This window comes from Hydrocarboniphaga daqingensis (assembly GCF_900129825.1).
Classification (GTDB): domain Bacteria; phylum Pseudomonadota; class Gammaproteobacteria; order Nevskiales; family Nevskiaceae; genus Hydrocarboniphaga; species Hydrocarboniphaga daqingensis.
In genome coordinates this window covers 84,263-103,094 of record NZ_FQWZ01000007.1, presented here as the reverse complement: position 1 = coordinate 103,094, position 18,832 = coordinate 84,263, and the positions used below count along the sequence as shown (strand labels likewise).

At 67.5% G+C, this 18,832-nt stretch carries 16 protein-coding genes; 7 read left to right on the top strand and 9 right to left on the bottom strand.

Going from position 1 to position 18,832, the window contains the following annotated elements:
• The first annotated feature begins 4 nt into the window (after positions 1–4).
• Complete coding sequence (locus tag BUB09_RS14120; RefSeq protein WP_072898551.1) at positions 5–889, top strand: DUF4382 domain-containing protein; 885 nt, start codon at positions 5–7, stop codon at positions 887–889.
• A 136-nt stretch (positions 890–1,025) separates the two neighbouring features.
• On the opposite strand, the gene BUB09_RS14115 is transcribed toward BUB09_RS14120, so the two are convergent.
• Genes BUB09_RS14115 through BUB09_RS14100 form a run of 4 tightly spaced genes read right to left on the bottom strand, consistent with a single transcriptional unit; the run spans position 1,026 to position 5,526 of the window.
• Positions 1,026–2,138, bottom strand: a complete 1,113-nt coding sequence (locus BUB09_RS14115; RefSeq protein WP_072898537.1) for a glutathionylspermidine synthase family protein — start codon at positions 2,136–2,138, stop codon at positions 1,026–1,028.
• Complete coding sequence (locus BUB09_RS14110; protein ID WP_072898535.1) at positions 2,138–2,509, bottom strand: hypothetical protein; 372 nt, start codon at positions 2,507–2,509, stop codon at positions 2,138–2,140. The genes BUB09_RS14115 and BUB09_RS14110 overlap by 1 nt, the downstream gene beginning before the upstream one ends.
• Before the next feature lie 8 nt (positions 2,510–2,517).
• Positions 2,518–2,919 (bottom strand): DUF350 domain-containing protein, encoded by a 402-nt coding sequence (locus tag BUB09_RS14105; protein ID WP_072898532.1) that lies wholly within the window; start codon positions 2,917–2,919, stop codon positions 2,518–2,520.
• Between the two features lie 54 nt (positions 2,920–2,973).
• On the bottom strand, positions 2,974–5,526 hold the full coding sequence (locus tag BUB09_RS14100) for a tetratricopeptide repeat protein (RefSeq protein WP_072898530.1): 2,553 nt from the start codon (positions 5,524–5,526) through the stop codon (positions 2,974–2,976).
• 256 nt (positions 5,527–5,782) lie between these two features.
• Here BUB09_RS14100 and BUB09_RS14095 point away from each other — a divergent pair, with 256 nt between their 5' ends.
• From BUB09_RS14095 to BUB09_RS14070, 6 genes are all read left to right on the top strand, one after another.
• On the top strand, positions 5,783–7,825 hold the full coding sequence (locus tag BUB09_RS14095; RefSeq protein ID WP_139250299.1) for a carboxypeptidase-like regulatory domain-containing protein: 2,043 nt from the start codon (positions 5,783–5,785) through the stop codon (positions 7,823–7,825).
• 169 nt (positions 7,826–7,994) lie between these two features.
• Positions 7,995–9,227 carry an efflux RND transporter periplasmic adaptor subunit gene (locus tag BUB09_RS14090; RefSeq protein ID WP_072898525.1) on the top strand — a complete coding sequence of 411 codons (1,233 nt, stop codon included), beginning with the start codon at positions 7,995–7,997 and terminating at the stop codon, positions 9,225–9,227.
• A 41-nt stretch (positions 9,228–9,268) separates the two neighbouring features.
• A complete protein-coding gene (locus BUB09_RS14085) occupies positions 9,269–9,970 on the top strand; it encodes an ABC transporter ATP-binding protein (RefSeq protein WP_072898523.1) in 702 nt (233 codons plus the stop codon).
• Positions 9,971–9,983: 13 nt separating this feature from the next.
• A complete protein-coding gene (locus BUB09_RS14080; protein ID WP_072898521.1) occupies positions 9,984–11,132 on the top strand; it encodes an ABC transporter permease in 1,149 nt (382 codons plus the stop codon).
• A gap of 70 nt (positions 11,133–11,202) precedes the next feature.
• Positions 11,203–12,381, top strand: coding sequence for an ABC transporter permease (locus BUB09_RS14075; RefSeq protein WP_072898519.1), 1,179 nt, complete (start codon positions 11,203–11,205; stop codon positions 12,379–12,381).
• The gene (locus BUB09_RS14070) at positions 12,381–13,202 is read left to right on the top strand and encodes a TOBE domain-containing protein (RefSeq protein WP_072898516.1); all 822 of its coding nucleotides are present in this window, start codon (positions 12,381–12,383) and stop codon (positions 13,200–13,202) included. Before BUB09_RS14075 ends, BUB09_RS14070 begins: the two co-directional genes overlap by 1 nt.
• On the opposite strand, the gene modC is transcribed toward BUB09_RS14070, so the two are convergent.
• The 5 genes from modC to BUB09_RS14045 form a co-directional block, all read right to left on the bottom strand.
• Positions 13,199–13,855, bottom strand: a complete 657-nt coding sequence (modC, locus tag BUB09_RS14065) for a molybdenum ABC transporter ATP-binding protein (protein ID WP_072898514.1) — start codon at positions 13,853–13,855, stop codon at positions 13,199–13,201. The genes BUB09_RS14070 and modC overlap by 4 nt on opposite strands.
• The gene (modB, locus tag BUB09_RS14060) at positions 13,855–14,559 is read right to left on the bottom strand and encodes a molybdate ABC transporter permease subunit (protein ID WP_072898512.1); all 705 of its coding nucleotides are present in this window, start codon (positions 14,557–14,559) and stop codon (positions 13,855–13,857) included. Before modB ends, modC begins: the two co-directional genes overlap by 1 nt.
• A complete protein-coding gene (gene modA, locus BUB09_RS14055) occupies positions 14,559–15,362 on the bottom strand; it encodes a molybdate ABC transporter substrate-binding protein (protein WP_084083455.1) in 804 nt (267 codons plus the stop codon). Before modA ends, modB begins: the two co-directional genes overlap by 1 nt.
• A gap of 100 nt (positions 15,363–15,462) precedes the next feature.
• Positions 15,463–16,455 carry a formylglycine-generating enzyme family protein gene (locus tag BUB09_RS14050; RefSeq protein ID WP_072898510.1) on the bottom strand — a complete coding sequence of 331 codons (993 nt, stop codon included), beginning with the start codon at positions 16,453–16,455 and terminating at the stop codon, positions 15,463–15,465.
• Positions 16,456–16,535: 80 nt separating this feature from the next.
• A complete protein-coding gene (locus BUB09_RS14045) occupies positions 16,536–18,800 on the bottom strand; it encodes a bifunctional serine/threonine-protein kinase/formylglycine-generating enzyme family protein (protein ID WP_072898508.1) in 2,265 nt (754 codons plus the stop codon).
• Positions 18,801–18,832 lie beyond the last annotated feature (32 nt).

Sequence of the window (18,832 nt, the reverse complement as noted above, 5' to 3'; positions counted from 1 at the left end):
CCCGATGAATCTGCCGAGCCGTTGCCTGCTGATCTTGTCCAGCGTCGTTGCGCTGAGCGCCTGTGAAGACGGACGCGTCAGCGTCGAGCTGAGCGCCGACCGGCCCGCGGTGGCCGCCACGCAACAGGTGGTCGTGCAGATCGCGGGCGTCACGCTGCGCCGCACCGACGGCAGCTTGGACCGTTACACCTTCGACGATCCGCTGCGCGTCGATCTGATGCGCTTCGACCGCAACGCGTTCTCGCTGCTCGGCGCCGAAGGCCTGGATGAAGGCGAGTTCAACGGCATTCGCGTCGATTTCAGCGACAGCGACCGCAGCGACACCGACAACCTGGTCGTCGATGCCAACGGCGCGCAGCGCCCGCTCGACATCGTCGCTGACGATGCCGACTTCGCTGCGCTGGCATTGAAGGTCAACGACAACGGCCGGACCTACGTGGTGCAGACGCGGCTCGACTTGCGTCTGTCCTTGGCGGCCAATGGCGACCGACGCGAGCTGCGTCCGGTGCTGCGCGCCGCGCGCGACAGCCGCGCCGGTCAGGTCAGCGGCAGCGTGCGCAGCAGCTTGATCAGCGCCAGCAGCTGCCGCCAGAACCGCAACGAAGGCGTCGGCGTGGCGATCTACGCGTTCCGCGGCCGCGACGTGACGCCCAATGATGCCGACGGCACCGAGCCGGCGCCGCTGGCGTCCGCGCCGGTGAGCCGCAGCGGCAGCAGCGGCGATTGGTCGTACACGCTGCCCTTGCTGCCGTCCGGTGACTACACGCTGGCACTGACCTGCAACGGCGACATCGAAGACGCCGCCCGCGACGACGACCTCGACTTTGTCGGTGACACGCGCAGCCTGACGCTCGACGACGGCGACGAGCAGGACGAAGACTTCAACTAGACGGCGCAGCGCGGCGCGATGCGCGGCATCGCACCGGTGGCCTTCGATACGTTGGTACCGACATCGGCCGGGCCCCATCCGCCTTCGCCCGCGCCACGGGTGTTCGACTGTCAGAGACCGGCATCGCCGGGGGCAATCAGAACCAGTGGGGCACGAATCGACTGGTGTTGGAGGTAATGTCGGTCAGGCTCTCCCGAATCCCGATTCCGGCGGCCTGATTGCCGATGACCCACGACCCGATCACCGGTCGGTGGCCTTCGAACGACGGCAACGGCTGATACTGCTGGATCACGATGTCGGTCGATGCCCGTTCGGCCCACGCGTCGAGCGCCGTTGGGAACACCTGGATGCCGGCGCCCTCTCGGCCCAGTCGGGGCTTGGCGACGACCGGGCCGTCGATCAGTCGTCCATCAAACGATGCCGCCAGCAAGTTCGGATGCCCCGGGTGGCGCTTCCACAAGGCCGGCAACAGCGCCTTGGTCGACAGCAGCAGCTTCCAGGCCGGTTCGATCCACTCGGTAGGCGCTGACGCGATATGTTGCCCAAAGGGCTCGTCGAGCATCCATTCCCAGGGATAGAGCTTGAACAGCTGGTCGATGGGCTGGTCTTGCAGATCGAGGAACTGCCGACCTTTCCATCCGACGTCCTGAATGTCGAGCTCGATGGTGGCGTGCCCCGCCAGAGCGCAGGTCGTGCGCAGATATTCCACGTTCGCCTCGTCTTCGCGACTCGCGGAAAAACTCGCAAAGTGGACGGTCCGCAGGTCGCCGTGCCATCGCTGTTGCCAGGCTGCGATCAGCTTCTCGTGAATGGAGTTGAACTGGTCGGCCTGCGGATACACGTCCTGAAGCCAGAACCATTGGATCGCAGCCGCTTCGAGCAGCGACGTGGGCGTGTCGGCGTTGTACTCGTAGAGCTTGGGCGCAGAGCGCCCGTCGAAGCAGAGATCCATACGACCCATCAGAGCCGGCTCTCTGCGCTTCCAGCTGCGTTCCACCAGCGCTGCCGCATCGGCGTCCAGCGAGAACGCGTGGTAGTCCCCCGAGGCCACCGTGTCGGCGACCATCGACAGACACATGCCGTGAAGCTCGTCGGTTGCGGCCTCCAGCTGATCGATTTCGTCCTCGGTGAATCGATAGCAGACGCCTTCGCTCCAATACGGCACGCCGTCGGACGTGTGGTAATCGAAGCCCTGTGCTTCCAGCCGGGCGGCCCAGTGGTCGCGCGGCGGACAGACGAGTCGTTCCATCAGCTGCGAGGCGGCGTGCCCCGCCGAGCGGTGCCGCCGAATCCGTTGCGATAGCCCGGCTCGGTGGTGACCGAGCCGTGTTCGCCTCGACCACCCGAATAGCCCGAGCTGGATCGCCAATGGCGATCGCAATGGCCCGGGCCCGGATCCGCTGGATCCTGACGGCGGATCGTCTCATCGCTGGCAAACCAGGGGCCCACGACCTCGGTACCACCGGCGCTTTGACACTGTGCGGCCGAGTAGTCGCATTCGCAGTCGCGACGGTCGGTGTATCGCTTCCGTTCAAGACTTTGGTAATTCGGTGCCAAGACGGTCGCGGTGACCAAGGCCACGCCGGCGACCGTCAGCGTCACGCCGTCGGATCGTTTCATCGACGCGCTCAGTAGGTCATGGCAGCGGCGTTGAGCACGCCGGCCGCGACGGACACGACGGCCGCGAGCAGCGCCACCGCGCCATTGTCGTTCTCGATCTGCGATCGCAGATCACGCCACATCAGCCGCATGACGGCATAGGCAACGAGCTGCACGGCAAAGGCGACGGCACTCCAGGACGCCAGATCGGCCAGGCTGACGCTGTGCGCAACGGCGCTGGCGACCGGCAGGACCAAGCCGAGGATGACGCCACTCAGACTGATCGCGGCGCTCCGATTGCCTTGCGCGATCAGCTTCAACTCCGTCTGCGGCGTGATCCACAAGTAGATGCCGACGAAAGCGACCGTCGCCAGTACGGCAAAGCCCCAATACGTCAGAAATGCAGGAAGGCTGCTGAGGTAGGACAGCATAATGTTCCGAAACAGGGGCCCGGCAAGAAGTCTGCCTGTTGCCGGGCCTGTCCGTCACCCGGAGGAATCACGCAACGCGGCCAGCCGCTCTGGCCAATCGTCACGCGGCTCGGCGCGATGCAGCGCCGATGCCGACAGCGAGGCCAGCAGCGTATCCAGATCGGCCGGTGGCAGGCCAGCGCGACGTCCCAGCTCGGCACGCCGGTACATGGCCCATTGCGTCTGCGGATGGTCTGGCCCGAGCAACTGCACCAACTGTGCACGCGCCTCGTCGAGTTGCTGCAAGCCAGCTTGCGACTCACCAGCATCGAAGCGGCAGACGGCCAGCAATGCCGCCGCTTGCGCCGTGAAGTGGCTGGTGTCACCCGCGGTGCGCTGGTAGCCCTGGTAGCTGTCGCGAGCCGCGGTCAGGGCTTGATCAAAGCGGCCGGTGGCGTTGTAGATCGTCGCCAGCAAGCCCAGCGTCTCGAACGTGTACAGCGTATTGGGCGCGTTGCGATTCATCACCGCATAAGCCGGTGCTAGCACCGCTTCGGCGTCGGCGTAGCGCTGCTGCGCCAACAGGTTCAGTCCGTACAAGTTACCGAATCGGGCGGCGGTCAGGCTGTCGGAGACGCCGCGTTTGCGCAGAGCGGCAAGGCCCGCCTCGAACAGCGGATCGGCATCGGTGAAGCGGCCCATCCGTGAATACAGCGTCGCCAGATTGGCTCGCCATTTGAACAGCGCCGTATGGTCGCGCGGGTCGACCTGCTGCTGCAGCTCGACGGTCGCTTCGCAATGCGGCACCGCGTCTTGAAACTGCGAGCGGATGATCGCGTGGTAGCAATGCGCGCGGTGCCTCGAGAGCTGTGTGCGCGCCTCGCCGACATCACCGCGCGCGGCGTCGGCATCGGCGCGCCGCAGTTGCTCGGCGGCCGCATCGAACTGCGTGGCTTCGGTCAGGTCCTGCGCCCACCAGTAGCGGGCGCGCAGCGTGCGCGGATGCGTCGCGCCCAAGCTGCGCTCAAACAGCTCGACCGCGAGACGGTCCTGCTCCAGGGCCGCCGGGAGACGGGTCATCTCACCGTAGATCTGACCGACGGTGGCGCGGATCGCGGCTTCGGTCGCCGGCTGGTCGGAAAAGCGATCGCCAATTCGCGCCACGGCCCGGTCAACCGCCTCCTGAATCGTCGGATTCGGCGCACCGCCGATCCGGTCGTACGGGGAGGCCACCGCAAGAAGCTCGGTGTTGAAGAAATCGGTCACGGACTCCGCCAGCTGCGCCTGCTGGCGTGCATCGCGGCCGGCACGCAGCGCGTGTTCGTACAGCACGGCCCCGCCGACGAAGCCGATGCCGATCGCGGCCAGCGCCGCACGGCGCCAAGGCCGCATCGCATGTTCACGTTCCGCCGCACGACGCGCCTCGTCAGCCTGCTGTTCAGCCTGCAGCTGACGTTGATATTCGCGCCGGCGCCACGGCAGGCGGCGTAGCTGCAGCGCAAGCTCCCGGGCCGAGGTCTGACGACGCTCCGGGTTGCCGTCGACGGCCAGTGCGATGTCTTGGCGCAACAAGGCATCGTCGACGTCCTGCTCCCAGCCTGGTGCCAGCGGCTTGCTCAAATCACCGACGACCAGCTGATACAGCAGCACGCCGAGTGCATAAATGTCGGCCAGCGCGGTCGGCGACTGACCCGTTAGCAACTCCGGCGCCACATACAGCGTCGTGCTGCCGGCGGCGCCCTGGTCCGCCACGGTCAGCGTCGGCTGCAGCGCGGCGTCCTGCGCCACCGCGAGCAGATGCCCGCTGCCGAAGTCGGCCAAGCGTGGACGCCAGCGCCCCGCGCCATCGCGGAAAACCAGCACATTGGCCGGCTTGAGATCCTTGTGGAGTACCCCGACCGAGTGCGCTGCTCCGATCGCGTCGGCAATATCGGCCAGCAGTTCGAGCCGCGTATCCAGCGGCAGCGTCGCAAGTCCGCCGAGTGACTGCGCCCAGTCGTCGAGCCGCGGGCCGCCGAACTCGGCTTCGATGAAAAACGGCGCGCGGTCGAAATTCCAGTCGATCAGCCGAACCCGATCGTCCCGATCACCCAACTGCTCCCGCAGCATCCGATACAGCGTGACTTCGCGCTTGAGCGACGACAGCCGCACGCCGTCGACGCTGAACTTGAATACCCGACGTTCGTCGAGCCGTCGGTGGCGTGCCAGCCAGACTTCGATATCGCGGTTGCTGCCGAGCGCCTCAACCAGCTCCCAATCGTCGCGACCCGGAATCGTCGCGCCGGCCTGAAGGCGCGCGGCGTGGGCGCGCGACTCCAACGCCGGCTGCGCTTCAACCGGCACCGCAATTCGATAGCCCAAGCGGTGAACCGTCGCGACGATCATCTGGTCTCGGTCGCCGAGTGCGGCACGCAGCCGGCTGACGGCCTGGTTCAAGGCCCCATCGCTGACATGCTGGTGGCCATAGACGGCCTCGACCAGTTCGTCTTTGCGGACCACTTCGCCGGCATAACGCAGCAGCTGGCGCAGCACTTCCAACGGCCGGGGTTCCAACTCGGTCTTTTGGCCGGCCACCTGCAGCGTCCAGCGCAGCTCGTCGAATTCGGCTTGTGCGAACCGCCAGATCATCGGCGGTAACTGGGCGGGGGCCTCACCCCGCGTCGGTCGGTCGTTCACATGGCTCCTCGGGCGGCGGCAGAAGCAGCGCGTCCACTGCAGACCATAACCCAACCACGTCACAGTGTGAGCCCTCCGAATGTGGCAGGTCCGATACAGCCCCTCAGGTTTCCGTCGGGCTTCGTGAGGGTTTCGTGAGGACTCGGCCAGCGCAGCGGACTACAACCCGGAATGTCCCGATTCGGGCCTCCTCACTCTAAGGACCGTCATGCATCCAGCCCTCTCTGAGTCCCGCCTGTTACGGGCTCGCACCTCCCTGCCCTGGCGCCCTGCGGCGCTGGCCGCCACTCTGTCGCTGGCCGCTTGTGGCGGCGGCGGCGGTGGTGGGGGCAGCAGCGACCCGGTCACGCCGCCGCCTCCGGTGCCCACACTGAAGGTGACACTCAGAGGCCAAGTCGTCGACTCGCCGATTGCCAACGCAGTGGTCACCGCAGCGGTCGGCAGCCGCAGCTTCACGGCGACCGCCGATGCGCAGGGCAACTACTCGCTGCCGATCGAAGTGCCGCGGGATGCCGGTGCGAGCTTTGTCACCCTCAACGCCGACGGCGTCGGCGCCCAGGCTTTCGTGGAACTGGTCAGCCTGGCCGGCGACCTGTCGGCGCTGATCGCCGCAGCGGGCAGCGACGGCGTCCTGACGGCCGCTGAAAGCTTCGTTACCCAGGTGACCAACGTCAGCACCGCCGAAGCCGTGCTGCTGCAGCAGGCCAACGGCGGCCAGCCGATCACCAGCAGCGCGCAGAAGAGCCAACTGGCGACCGGGATCAACGGCGGCGACGTGCTGGACTTGGCGACCGCGATCAAGCTGGCGGTCGACAGTCCGTCGAGCTACCCGCTGCCGTCCGGCCAGGCGACGACGCTGACGCTGGCGCTCAACACCGAGGCACGCGAAGCGTTCATCGCCAGCGCCCAGGCGCAGGACCCGGCCGTATTTCAGCAGACCGCGACCGCCGTGGCGGCGGACCCGGCGGTGACGCCGCCGCTTCCGGCAGGCTCGACGCCGCCCGCGATGCTCGCGGCGCAGCTGTCGGACGAGATCGGCTTTACATTCAACTTCACCAACCGCGTGATGGCCTTCGAGTTTGCAGTCGATGGCAGCGCCTCGGTGACCAACGGCGACGGCAAGGCCGCATCCACCTGGCAGGTTCAGGGCAACACGATCGCGATCCGCTACGCCGAGCCGGTGTCGTCGATCAGCTTCCCGGTCGAGCGCTGCGGCAATACGCAGCGGCAGGTGCAGGCCCGCTTCGTCAGCGAGGGCGTTTCGCTCAACCGCTTGAGTGATCGCACGCTGGCGCTGACGACGACGTTCCAGATCACGTATCTGGATTGCCCGGAACTGAGCAATCGCACCGTCACCGAAACGGCGGCGCGGACGCTGCTGACGACCAGCGACTTCCAGACGCTGACACTCGATGATGTCCGTGACGCGACGCAGAGCCTGCAGGTGTTCGACGCCAGCACCAGCAGCCTTGCAGCCGACGTGGCGACGTTCAATGCCGACGGCTCCGGCCGCACCGTGCTGTTCGGGCTGCCGTTCCAGTGGACGCTGACCACCGACGGGCGTGGCATCAACGTCAACTACGACAACGGCGTCCGCAGCACCTACCGGCTGCTGCGCGATGTGGACACGGTGGCGTCTGACGGGTTCTATGACCTGACGGTCGGCGAACAGCGCTATATCGACGCCGGCGCCTCGATCAGCATCGAGACACCGCCGCCGGTGTTCACCGCGCAGACCCTGCCGGCGCGCTACTACCAGTTCGGCATCGGCAACGAAACGGCACCGGCGCCGAATACCAAGGGCTTCCGACTGCGCTTCGACGCCAACGGCAGTGGCTCACAGGAAGACGACTTCATCGACGACAACGGCAACCTCGTCACCGTCGACAGCAGCAACACGCCCAACCAGTTCTTCCGGTGGGCCATCGACAGCGACAACAGCGTGCTGCTGAGCCGCAGCATCGACATCAACACCGGCAGCTTCCAGTGCCAGCCCGGCAGCGCCAACTGCGCCACGTTCGACGAGCGCCGCATCTTCCCGGCCGTGCTGTCCGGCAGCCGCTACTACTGGATCGAGAAGCGCCAGATCGCAGGCCCGAACGAAGTCGTCACCGACCGTACACCGGCGACCTATCTGGCGCGCTTCTATGACGTCGAGGCGCTGCCCGCCGGCAAGGCCGCTCGGGCTGCAGCGCCGACCGGCGCACGTCCGTCGCCGTCGTCGATGCTCGCCGCTCAAGCGCTGCGCTAGTCAAGCCAACGCGACCGCCGCGACGGCGATCGCGCGCCGCGGCTCCAAAAGGCCGGTCCGCAAGGACCGGCCTTTTGGCTGTGCGCGCGACAGCGAACGCCGGTTGACGTGGATCGCCAAGCTGCCAAGCTAGCCTGGTCGCGGTTCCGCCCGCGTTTCCACGCCTTCCATGAACGACAAAGCCGCACTGCTGAACCAGCTGAAGATCGACCGTGCCCCGGAGCCTGATGGCGAAGTAGGCGTCGGCCGCTGGATCGTGATCGGCCTGATCGTCGCAGCGCTGATCGCGGCCGTGGCCTGGTGGCTGATGCGGCCCGATGGCATCGCCGTGCAGGTGGCGCGGGTCGAGTCGGCCGGCGGCGCGAGTGGTGCGCCGGCCTCGACGCTCGACGCCTCGGGCTACGTCGTTGCGCGGCGCATGGCCACCGTGTCGTCGGAAATCACCGGCAAGGTGATCGAGGTGCTGATCGAAGAAGGGCAGCGCGTTGCGGCAGGTCAGATCGTGGGCCGGCTCGACGACACCAACATCCGCGCCAGCTTTGACCAGGCGCAAGCCCAGCTGGCGCTGGCACGGGCATCCGAGCAGCAAGTGCGCGTGCAACTCGACAATGCCCAGCGGGACTACGAGCGTCGCCAGCAGCTTCTGGCGCGCAATTTCGTCAGCCAGGCCGATGTCGACAACGCACGGACCACGCTCGACAACCTCAAGGCGCAGCTGGTCACCGCCCAGCGCAACAGCGAGGTGGCGTCGCGCACCGTCAACGTCTCGCAGAAGAACCTCGACGACACCGTCGTGCGCGCTCCGTTTGCCGGCGTGATCACGGTCAAGGCCGCGCAGACCGGCGAAATCGTCTCGCCGCTGTCGGCCGGCGGTGGCTTCACTCGCACCGGCATCGGCACGATCGTCGACATGGAATCGCTGGAAGTCGAAGTCGACGTCAACGAAAGCTTCATCAACCGCGTCAGTCCCGCGCAGCCGGCATTGATCAAGCTCAATGCGTATCCGGACTGGGAAATCCCGGCCGAAGTGATCGCGATTATCCCCACCGCCGATCGCGCCAAGGCCACCGTCAAAGTTCGTGTCGGCTTCAAGCAGAAGGGCGACCCGCGCGTGCTGCCGGACATGGGCGCGCGCGTCGCGTTTCTCAGCGCCGCGCCGAGCGCCGGCGCCGTTGCAGCGCCGGCCGGCGTACGCGTGCCGGCGCGTGCGGTGCAAGTGAGTGGCGATACCGGCGTGGCCTGGGTGGTCCGCGACGACAAGCTCGAACGTCGTGCGGTCAAGCTGGGGCCCTCGCAAGGCGAAACGCTGACTGTGCTGGCCGGCCTGTCGGCCGGCGAGCGCGTCGCCATCGGCGACAGCAGCACGTTTGCCGACGGTCAAACCGTCATCGTCAAACCGTAGTTTTCCGTTCCATTTTCAAGAGCGTTGCAAAGGAAAGCCCCATGAACGCCATCGTTACGCTGCAGAACGTCACCAAGCGCTACACGCGCGGCAAGCAAACCGTCGAGGTGTTGCACGGTATCGATCTGGAGATCGCGCAAGGTGACTTCGTCGCGTTGATGGGGCCATCCGGCTCGGGCAAGACCACGCTGCTGAACCTGATCGGCGGACTCGACCAGCCCAGTACCGGCTCGGTGGCGGTTGCCGGCGAACGCATCGACTCGCTGTCGGGCTCTCGCCTCGCCAAGTGGCGAGCGCGCCACATCGGCTTCGTATTCCAGTTTTACAACCTGATGCCGATGCTGACCGCGCAGCGCAACGTCGAGTTGCCGCTGCTGCTGACCTCGCTGTCGGCCTCGCAGCGCAAGCGCAATGCCGAAGCAGCGCTGGCCGTCGTCGGGTTGGCGGAACGTGCGCGGCACAAGCCCAACGAGCTGTCGGGCGGCCAGGCGCAGCGCGTCGCGATCGCGCGCGCTCTGGTGGCCGACCCGACGCTGCTGGTCTGCGACGAACCCACCGGCGACCTGGATCGCAGCACGGCCGACGAGATTCTCAACCTGCTGCAGGTGCTCAATCGCGAGCACGGCAAGACCATCGTCATGGTCACGCACGACCCGAAGGCGGCCGAATTCGCCACGCACCAGCTGCATCTGGACAAGGGCAAGCTGGTCGGCACGACCGCCACCTCAACCACGGCCGCCTGACGCGGAGTACGCCATGAAATTCCTGCCCTTGTTGTGGGCGTCGCTGTGGCGCAAGAAGACGCGGACGATCTTCACGCTGCTGTCGATCGTCGCGGCCTTTCTGCTGTTCGGCATGCTGCAAGGCGTCAACGCGGCCTTCGAGCGCACCGCCGACTTGGCCAACGTCAATCGTCTGGTCGTCGTCAGCAAGATCTCGTTTACCGAGTCGCTGCCGTATTCGCAGATGCAGCAGATCGCGGCCGTCGACGGCGTCGATGCGGTCAGCTTCAACAGCTGGTTCGGTGCTTACTTCCAGGACCCGAAGAACTTCATCTTCTCGTTCCCGGTCGAGCCGCGCCGCCACTTCGACATGTACCCCGAGTTCAAGCTGCCCGAGGATCAGCTGCAGGCGTTCGAGCGCAATCGCGGCGGCGCCGTGGTCGGCGCGGCGCTGGCGACCAAGTACGGGTGGAAAATCGGCGATCGCATTCCACTGCATTCGACGATCTGGACGCGCAAGGACAACGGCAGCTCCGACTGGAACTTCGAGATCGTCGGCATCTACACGGTGCCGACCGATGTCGGCCAGGAAAACCAGTTCTTCTTCCAGCACGAAAACTTCGACGAAGCGCGTGCCTTCGGACGCGGTCGCGTCGGCTGGTACATCGTGCGGATCAAGGACGCCAACCAGGCGGCTCAGGTCGGTGCGGCGATCGATGCGCTGTTCGCCAATTCCACCGACGAGACCAAGGCGCAGTCGGAAAAGGAATTCCAGATGAGCTTTCTCAAGCAGCTCGGCGACATCAACTACATCGTCACCCGGATTCTGATCGCCGTGTTCGTCGCGCTGCTGTTCGCAACCGGCAGCACGATGATGCAGTCGGTGCGCGAGCGCGTCCCCGAGCTGGCCGTGCTCAAGACACTAGGCTTCTCCGATGCCAGGGTGCTGACGCTGGTGCTCGGCGAATCCGTGCTGCTGTGCGTGCTGTCGGCCTGTCTGGGTTTGGGTATCGCGGCGCTGTTGTTCCCGGCGCTGAAAGACGTACTCGGCTTGGTCCGACTGCCGGGCGAAGTTGTCGCCGGCGGGCTGATCGCGGCCGTGCTGCTGGCGCTGATCACCGGCCTGCCACCGGCGCTGCGGGCGCGCAGCTTGAATATCGTCGACGCGCTGGCGGGACGCTAGCGCGCGCCATTCTGGCGAGTCCGGGCCGTCGCCGACCCGGTCAATCAACACCAGCATCCGTGAGTGGGCCATGTTCAAACAGACAATCGCCGTCACCAGCATGAACCTCCGCGCGTTGCCGCAACGGCTCGGCATCTCGCTGGTCATCGTCATCGGCATCGCGGTGACCGTCGCCGTGCTGGTGTCGGTCGGTGCGATGGCCACCGGCTTCCAGAAGACGCTATCCAACACCGGGCGCGACGACCGCGTGATCGTGCTGCGCGGCGGCTCCGAAGCCGAGCTGTCGAGCACCATTTCGCGCGACAACACGTTGACCATCCTGGATGCTCCCGGCGTCAAGCGTGATGCCGACGGCAAGCCGATCGGCTCGGCCGACATGGTCGCCATCGTCAGCCTGCCGCTGAAGGCGAGCGGCTCGGGCGCCAACGTGACGCTGCGCGGCGTCGGCCCGAAGATGCCCGTACTGCGGCCCGAAATCCGCATCGTCGAAGGCCGCATGTTCACGCCGGCGCTGCGCGAGCTGATCGTCGGCCGCGGCGCCGTCAAGCAATTCTCCGGGCTCGATCTGGGCAGCAAGGTATCGTTCCGCGACGCCGACTGGACCGTCGTCGGCATCTTCGAAAGCAACGGCGACGCGCACGAATCCGAGTTGATGACGGACATCGAAACCGCGCTGTCGGCGTACCGTCGCAACCTGTTCCAGTCGGTGACGGTGATGCTCGAATCGCCGGAGGCGTTCAACGCCTACAAGGACCGGCTGACCACCGATCCGACGCTGGGCGTCGATGTGAAGCGCGAGCCCGACTACTACGCCAAGCAGTCGCAGGGCTTAAAAAAGCTGCTCGATCTGCTGTCGTTCGGCGTCGGCGGCATCATGGCGCTGGGTGCGATTTTCGGCACGCTGAACACGATGTACACCGCCGTTTCGTCACGCGGTGTGGAGATCGCCACGCTGCGCGCAATCGGCTTTGGTGCGTTGCCGGTCGTCGTGTCGGTGTTCGTCGAAGCCTTGGCACTGGCCTTGATCGGCGGTGCGCTCGGCGCAATCGGCGCGTGGATCTTCTTCAACGGCAACACCGTCAACACGCTCGGCGCCAACTTCACGCAAGTCGTGTTCAACCTGACCGTGAGCCCGGCGCTGCTGGTCAATGGCATCGTCTGGGCTTGTGTGATCGGCGTGATCGGCGGCTTGTTCCCGGCCGTGCGTGCAGCACGCTTGCCGATCGCCACGGCGCTGCGGGCCGGCTGATGGCGTCGAGCAAGCCGCCGCTGGCGCTGCAGGCAAGCTTGAGCCTGGCGTCCGGCGACGGCGTGCTCGCGGGCGAGAAGCGCATGGCGCTGCTCGAAGCCATTGCCGGTACCGGCTCGATCACCCAGGCCGCCAAGGCGATCGGCTTGAGCTACAAGGCCGCCTGGGATGCGGTCGAGGCGATGAACAATCTTGCCGACGAACCCTTGGTCGCCCGCATGGCCGGCGGTCCCGGCGGTGGCGGCACCGCGCTGACGGCTCGCGGCGCCGCACTGCTGGCGAGCTATCGCGTCGCCGCTGAGCAGCACGCGCGCTTCGTCGACGCGCTGAACCAGAGCCTGGGGCAGGCTCGCAGCGATCTGTCGCTGCTACAGAGGCTGACGATGAAGACCAGTGCGCGCAATCAACTGTGGGGCCGCGTCGTCGCGATCACGCGCGGCGCGGTCAACGATGAGATCACGCTGCAGCTGCGCGGTGGCGACCGCATCGTGGCGATCATCACGCAGGCCAGCACCGAGGCGATGGGCCTGGCGGTCGGCACCGAAGCCGCTGCCCTGATCAAGGCCTCGTGGGTCATGCTCGCCGTCGTCGATGCGTCTCAGCCGCACTTGCGCATATCAGCGCGCAACCAACTGCGCGGCCGCGTCGTTGCGCTGCAGGCCGGCGCGGTCAACACCGACGTGACGATTGAACTGGCCGGTGGTAACACGCTGTCGGCCGTGATCACGCAGAGCAGCGCCGAAGCACTGGCACTGACACCGGGCGACGACGTGGTGGCCCTGTTCAAGGCGTCGAGCGTGATCCTGAGCGTCGCGAGCTAAGCATCAGCGGCGATCGCGGGCGCCAGACGACCATCGGCGATCGCCAACACCTGCGTGGTCAGCGCCGCGATCTCTTGCGGCGCATGGCTGACGTACAGCATCGGCAGGTGCATCTGATCGCGCACACGCTGTAGAAACGGCAGGATCTGCGCCTTGAGCCGCGCGTCGAGCGCCGACAGCGGCTCGTCGAGCAGCAACAGTTGCGGCGACATCAGCAGCGCGCGCCCCAGCGCGACGCGCTGGCGCTCGCCGCCACTGAGCTGATCCGGTCGGCGCTGCAACAACGGCCGCAGTTCCAGCAGGTCGATGACGGCGTCAGGCGCGACGCGTCGCTGTGCAGCCGGCAGCCAGCGCAGCGCATAGTGCAAGTTGGCGTGGACGCTCAGATGCGGGAACAGCTGCCCGTCCTGGAACACCAGACCAATGCGCCGCTGGTGCGGCGGCAAGAAGCACCCGCGCGCGGTATCGACCCAGCAGCGTCCGTCGAACGTGATGCGCCCCTGCTGCGGCACCAGCAATCCGGCGATCAGCGCCAGCAGACTGCTCTTGCCCGATCCCGACGGACCGCAGATGCCGGTGACGCCCGGATCGAAGCGGTGTTGAACCTGCAGCTGAAAGTCGCCGCGGCTGAAATGTAGATCGACGTCCAGCATCAGGCGTCACGCCGTGTCGGCAGCGCCCAGCGCCGCCGCAGCCGCGCGGTGACGACATGGCTGGCGAGCAGCGCTGCAAACGCGAGCCCGATCGACAACAGCGCCAGCCGCAGCGACGCGGCTTCGCCGCCCGGCAGATGTGCGTAGGAATAGATCGCCAGCGGCAGCGTGCGCGTCTGCCCCGGGATGTTGCCGACGAAGGCCATCGTCGCGCCGAACTCACCCAGGCTGCGCGAAAAACACAGGATCGCGCCGACGACGATGCCCGGCATCGCCAGCGGCAGCGTCACGCTGGCAAACACCTGCCAGGGCGAGGCGCCCAGCGTCGCGGCCGCGCGCTCAAGCCGCGCGTCGACCAGCTCGAACGCCAGGCGGATCGGCTGCACCGCCAGCGGAAACGCCATCGTCGCCGAGGCCAGCACCGCGCCTTTCCAGTCGAACGCCAACGTGATGCCGGCGACGCGCTGCAGCCACGCGCCCAGCGGCCCCTGCGTACCCAGCAGCATCAGCAGCAGGTAACCGGGCACCACCGGCGGCAGCACCATCGGCAACTGCACCAGCGCTTCGACGACCAGCTTGCCGCGGAACGAGTAGCGCGCCAGCAGCGCGCCGCACGCCACCGCCAGCGGCATCGACACCAGCGTGGCCCAGAAGCCGACCTTGGCCGACAGCCACAGCGCGGTCAGCTCGTCGGGTGTCAGCATCAGCGGCTCGCCGGCAGCCAGACGAAGCCATGGCGCTCGAACACGCGCCGCGCCGCCTGTGATTGCAGATAGAGAAACCAATCGCGTCCAGCCGGACTGGCGTCGCGCAACAACGCAAACGGATAGACGATCGGCGGATGCGTGTCAGCCGGAAAGCGCGCGACGACCTCGACGCGTGCGCTGGTCGCCGCGTCAGTGGCGTAGACGATGCCGAGCGCGCACTCGCCGCGCTCGACGAAGGCCAGCGCCGTGAGCACGTCGTCGGTGCCGACGATGCGCCCCCGCAGTGACGCCCACCAACCCAGTGACTGCAGCGCGGCTTGTGCATAGCGGCCCACCGGCACCACGCCGGGCTCACCGGTACACAGCCTGCCGTCGAACGACGCCGCCATATTGAAGCCCGGCGCCATCGTCACGGCCGGCGCGCGGCCCTTGGGCGCGATCAGCACCAGAGCATTGCCGAGCAAGTCGATCCGCTGACCGTCGGCGACGCGCCCTGCCCGCTGCACTTGATCCATCCAGGCACTATCGGCCGACGCGAACACGTCGGCCGGTGCGCCGGCTTCGATCTGCCGGGCCAGCGTCGACGACGAGGCCAGCACCAGTTGCGGACGCGAATGGCCGTCGGCCGTCCACTGCGCGGCGATATCGCCAAGCACATCGGTCAGGCTGGCGGCGGCATAGGTCCGCAGCCGCGCATCGGTTGCCGGTGCCGGCGACGGCAGCAGACCCACCAGCAGCAGGCCACAGCGCAGCAGCCAGCTCGCGACGCTGCCGCGCCGAGGTGCTTGTGCTGCTGCCATCCGATGTCCCCCGGTCGATCCGCTATATCGCCGACTATATAGCGCCCGATTCAGGCTGTCGTCGCGATGCCAATCCAGGCGTCGCCGGCAACCGCGTCGATCAGCTCGGTTGCGCCGGGGCCACCAGCCGGAAGCCGGTCCAGACGTTGCGGTGCCAGGCGCCAAACGGGCTGCGGTGCACCAACTCCAGCGCTTGCTGCGGCTCCTGCCATGACCCGCCGCGCAGCACCAGGTTGGTGGCCTCGTCGAAATGCGGCGCGCAACTGCCGACGCTGCCGGCACCTCGGGTCGCAAACGGGGTGCAGGTCCATTCGCGGACATTGCCGGCGATATCGAGCAAGCCGAACGGATTGGGCGCCCGGGCACCGACGTAGGTCGGGTGCTGAGGTGGGCGAGGCCCGCAGCCGAAGCATTCGGCATAACGCTCTTGGTATTCGTCGCCCCACCAGAAGCGCGTCGCGGTGCCTGCGCGGGCCGCGTACTCCCACTCCAGCTCGGTGGGCAGCCGCAGCGGCTGGCCGATCTGCTCGGACAGCCAGCCGGCAAAGGCCATTGCATCTCGGGCACTGACGCAGACCACCGGGAACGTGTCGGCCTGCTCGTAGCCGGGGCGGTCCCAGGAAAGATCCGTTGAGGTGCCGGTGCATGGAAAGTCGGTCCATGCCGGGTTGCTGTAGCCGGTGTACTTGATGAACAGCCGGAACTGCTCGACGGTGATTTCCGTTCGGCTGATCCGGAACGGCGCCACCTCGAAACGAGCCGGCGGATCACGCTGCTGCAGGCGCCCACCGGGGATGTCGATCCACTGTGGCATTTGCAGGCGCTCCTGCGCGCTCGGCTGGCGCGGCGCCACTGGGACCGATGGATCGGCCTGCATCCAGGCCAGCAGCAGCGACACGATCATCGACGTCAGCGCCAGCGCCAGCAGCGGGAAACGCAGCGAGTCGGTTTCGGGCGGCGCTTCGCCCGGCAGTTCGGGAGGACGAATGCGGTCCGACGGGCTGCCGTCGTCACGTTGCTGACGGCGAAACGGCTCGCGCGTCGGTGCCGACTCAGGGGATGCGGGGTCGGCAGGAGGCGGTGTGTCGGTCACCTCCCGATGGTAGAGGCAGTGCCGTCAAAACGGGAGGGCCGCATGTACAGCGCACGGTGGCGCTGCAAACGCCGGCGCGGTTATCGCGGCTGCGCGAGGCGGAAGCCGGTCCAAGCATCGCGACGCTGGCGGTCCAGCGGCGCTCGGCGCGCCGAACGCAAACCGTCGGCGTTGTCGATCCAGGCACCGCCGCGCACGCTGAGCACGGCACCGTCACGAGTGGCGTCAGCGCAGCGGCTGTCGCTGCCACCGCCGTAGGGCGCATAGGCCGAGCAAGTCCATTCGCGGACGTTGCCGGCGGTGTCGGCCAGCCCGAAGGCATTACGCGGCCAGCGGCCGACCGGCAGCGGACCAGTGCGCGCTTCGGGGCAACCCGCGCAGGTGGCCTGGCGCGGATCGAACCGGTCACCCCACCAATAGCGGCTGTCGCTGCCAGCACGGGCCGCGTACTCCCATTCCGCCTCGGTCGGCAGCCGGTAAGGCGTACCGGTGACCGCGCTCAGCCACGCGGCGTAGGCCTGAGCGTCGACTGCGCTGACGCAAACCACCGGTCGCCGCGGCCCTGACGAATAGCCGGGCTCGGCCCAGCTGGCGTCACGGCCGCCCGCGCTGTCGCAGGGGTAGCGCGACCATTGCGGATTGACGTAGCCGGTCTGCTCGACGAACTGCCCGAACTGCTCGACCGTTACTTCCTCTGCCGCCAACGCGAAGGCCTCGACCGGGACACGATGGGCCGGGCGCTCGCTGTCGTCGCCACGGTCGTCGCCGACCTTGGCGGTGCCAGCGGGCAACAGGCGCATCTGCGGCATCGTCAATGGGCCGCGGACTGTGGTCGGTCGCGATGGCGACGCGGCCGCAACGGAGGCCGCCGGCTGGGCGATCGGCGTGGCGGTGCTGACGATGCGCGGATTCAGCGGCGGCGGCGACAGGGCAACGCCGTCGAACCCGAGCTGCCAGACCAGCGCTGCCACCAGCAAAGCCAGTGCGCCGACCAGCGCCATTGGCACGGCGAGCACGGTCCACGACGGCGCCGCCGCAGCGGTCGACACCTTGGGTGGCGCTGCCGGCGCCAGCCCCGATGCACGGGCCTGGGCGCGTGCCTGCGGTGCGACGACGGGCGGCTCGGACTCGGCCGCCTGCGCCTCGGGTGTCGATGGCGGGTGCAGCGGCGCGACACGCCGCGTCGGCGGCACTTCGTCGGCGCCTGGCAGGTCATCGGTCAGAAACGCCTCGGCCGCGACCGCGCTGGAAAACGCGGCTGGGTCGGCAGGCGGCACCGCCTCGGGCGGCGCGATGGGCGCCGGCACGGGTGCTGTCGCCGGCGCAGACTCGGGCGCCGCCGCGACCTCGGCCACCGGCGCTGCCGCGGTCGACGGCTCCATCAGCGGACGAAAGTCGGTCAGCGCGGCGATGAATTCGGCGGCGCTCTGGAAGCGCGCTTCGGGCATCAGGGCCATCGCCCGGCGCATCGCCGGCACCAGCGTCGCCGGTATGCCGGCCCAGCCGTCGCGCTCCAGCGGGTCGTCGCTGAGACGATCGAGCGCGGTCGGCGGCGCCACGCCGGTCAGCATTCGGTACAGCGTCGCTGCCGCACCGTAGACGTCAGTCCACGGGCCTTGCGCGGTGCGGCGCTGGTACTGCTCCAGCGGGGCATAACCGTCGGTCAGCACCACCGACATGCTGTGCTGACGCTCGCCGGCCGCCTGCCGGGCCGCGCCGAAGTCCAGCACGATCGGCTTGCCGACCGTGGCCAGGTAGATGTTGTGCGGCTTGAGGTCGCGATGGACGACGTCGTGTTCGTGAACGAACTGCAGCGCTTCCAGCACCGGGCGGATCAGCGGCACGGCCAGCGCTGGCTCGATGACCTTGCGCACGCGCGACAGGTACTCGCCGAGCGACAGCCCTTCGTAATAGTCCATCACCAGATACGCGGTGCCGTTGGCGTTGAAGAACGAGCGCACGCGGACCACGTTGGGATGATCGAGCTTGGCGACGATGCGCGCTTCGCGCAGGAACTGCTCCTTGCCGAACTCGAAGGTGCCGCGCGATTCCTCGGTGTGCGTGGCGATGTCGAGCTGACCGGGGTGGCGCGTGACGATGTCGCGCGGCAGGAATTCCTTGATCGCGACGCGCTGCTGCAGATGCACGTCCCAGCCCAGGTACGTGATGCCGAAGCCGCCGGGCTGGCCGAGCACGCGGCCGACGCGGTACTGGCCGCCGATGACGATGCCGTGCGGCAGGAACAACGGCGGCCGCGGCAGCGACTCGTCGTAGCCGCAGACCGGGCAGACGGCGATGCCGCTCTTGTCGTGGAAACAGCCGGGGCAATGCTTCTGAAAGACCATTGAAGCTCGGGGCGGCCGCAGGGTTGCGTTCG

Coding starts and splice junctions, on each gene's coding strand:
- BUB09_RS14120 (WP_072898551.1), top strand. CDS start 5: ATGAATCTGCCGAGCCGTTGCCTGCTGATCTTGTCCAGCGTCGTTGCG.
- BUB09_RS14115 (WP_072898537.1), bottom strand. CDS start 2,138: ATGGAACGACTCGTCTGTCCGCCGCGCGACCACTGGGCCGCCCGGCTG.
- BUB09_RS14110 (WP_072898535.1), bottom strand. CDS start 2,509: ATGAAACGATCCGACGGCGTGACGCTGACGGTCGCCGGCGTGGCCTTG.
- BUB09_RS14105 (WP_072898532.1), bottom strand. CDS start 2,919: ATGCTGTCCTACCTCAGCAGCCTTCCTGCATTTCTGACGTATTGGGGC.
- BUB09_RS14100 (WP_072898530.1), bottom strand. CDS start 5,526: ATGATCTGGCGGTTCGCACAAGCCGAATTCGACGAGCTGCGCTGGACG.
- BUB09_RS14095 (WP_139250299.1), top strand. CDS start 5,783: ATGCATCCAGCCCTCTCTGAGTCCCGCCTGTTACGGGCTCGCACCTCC.
- BUB09_RS14090 (WP_072898525.1), top strand. CDS start 7,995: ATGAACGACAAAGCCGCACTGCTGAACCAGCTGAAGATCGACCGTGCC.
- BUB09_RS14085 (WP_072898523.1), top strand. CDS start 9,269: ATGAACGCCATCGTTACGCTGCAGAACGTCACCAAGCGCTACACGCGC.
- BUB09_RS14080 (WP_072898521.1), top strand. CDS start 9,984: ATGAAATTCCTGCCCTTGTTGTGGGCGTCGCTGTGGCGCAAGAAGACG.
- BUB09_RS14075 (WP_072898519.1), top strand. CDS start 11,203: ATGTTCAAACAGACAATCGCCGTCACCAGCATGAACCTCCGCGCGTTG.
- BUB09_RS14070 (WP_072898516.1), top strand. CDS start 12,381: ATGGCGTCGAGCAAGCCGCCGCTGGCGCTGCAGGCAAGCTTGAGCCTG.
- modC (WP_072898514.1), bottom strand. CDS start 13,855: ATGCTGGACGTCGATCTACATTTCAGCCGCGGCGACTTTCAGCTGCAG.
- modB (WP_072898512.1), bottom strand. CDS start 14,559: ATGCTGACACCCGACGAGCTGACCGCGCTGTGGCTGTCGGCCAAGGTC.
- modA (WP_084083455.1), bottom strand. CDS start 15,362: ATGGCAGCAGCACAAGCACCTCGGCGCGGCAGCGTCGCGAGCTGGCTG.
- BUB09_RS14045 (WP_072898508.1), bottom strand. CDS start 18,800: ATGGTCTTTCAGAAGCATTGCCCCGGCTGTTTCCACGACAAGAGCGGC.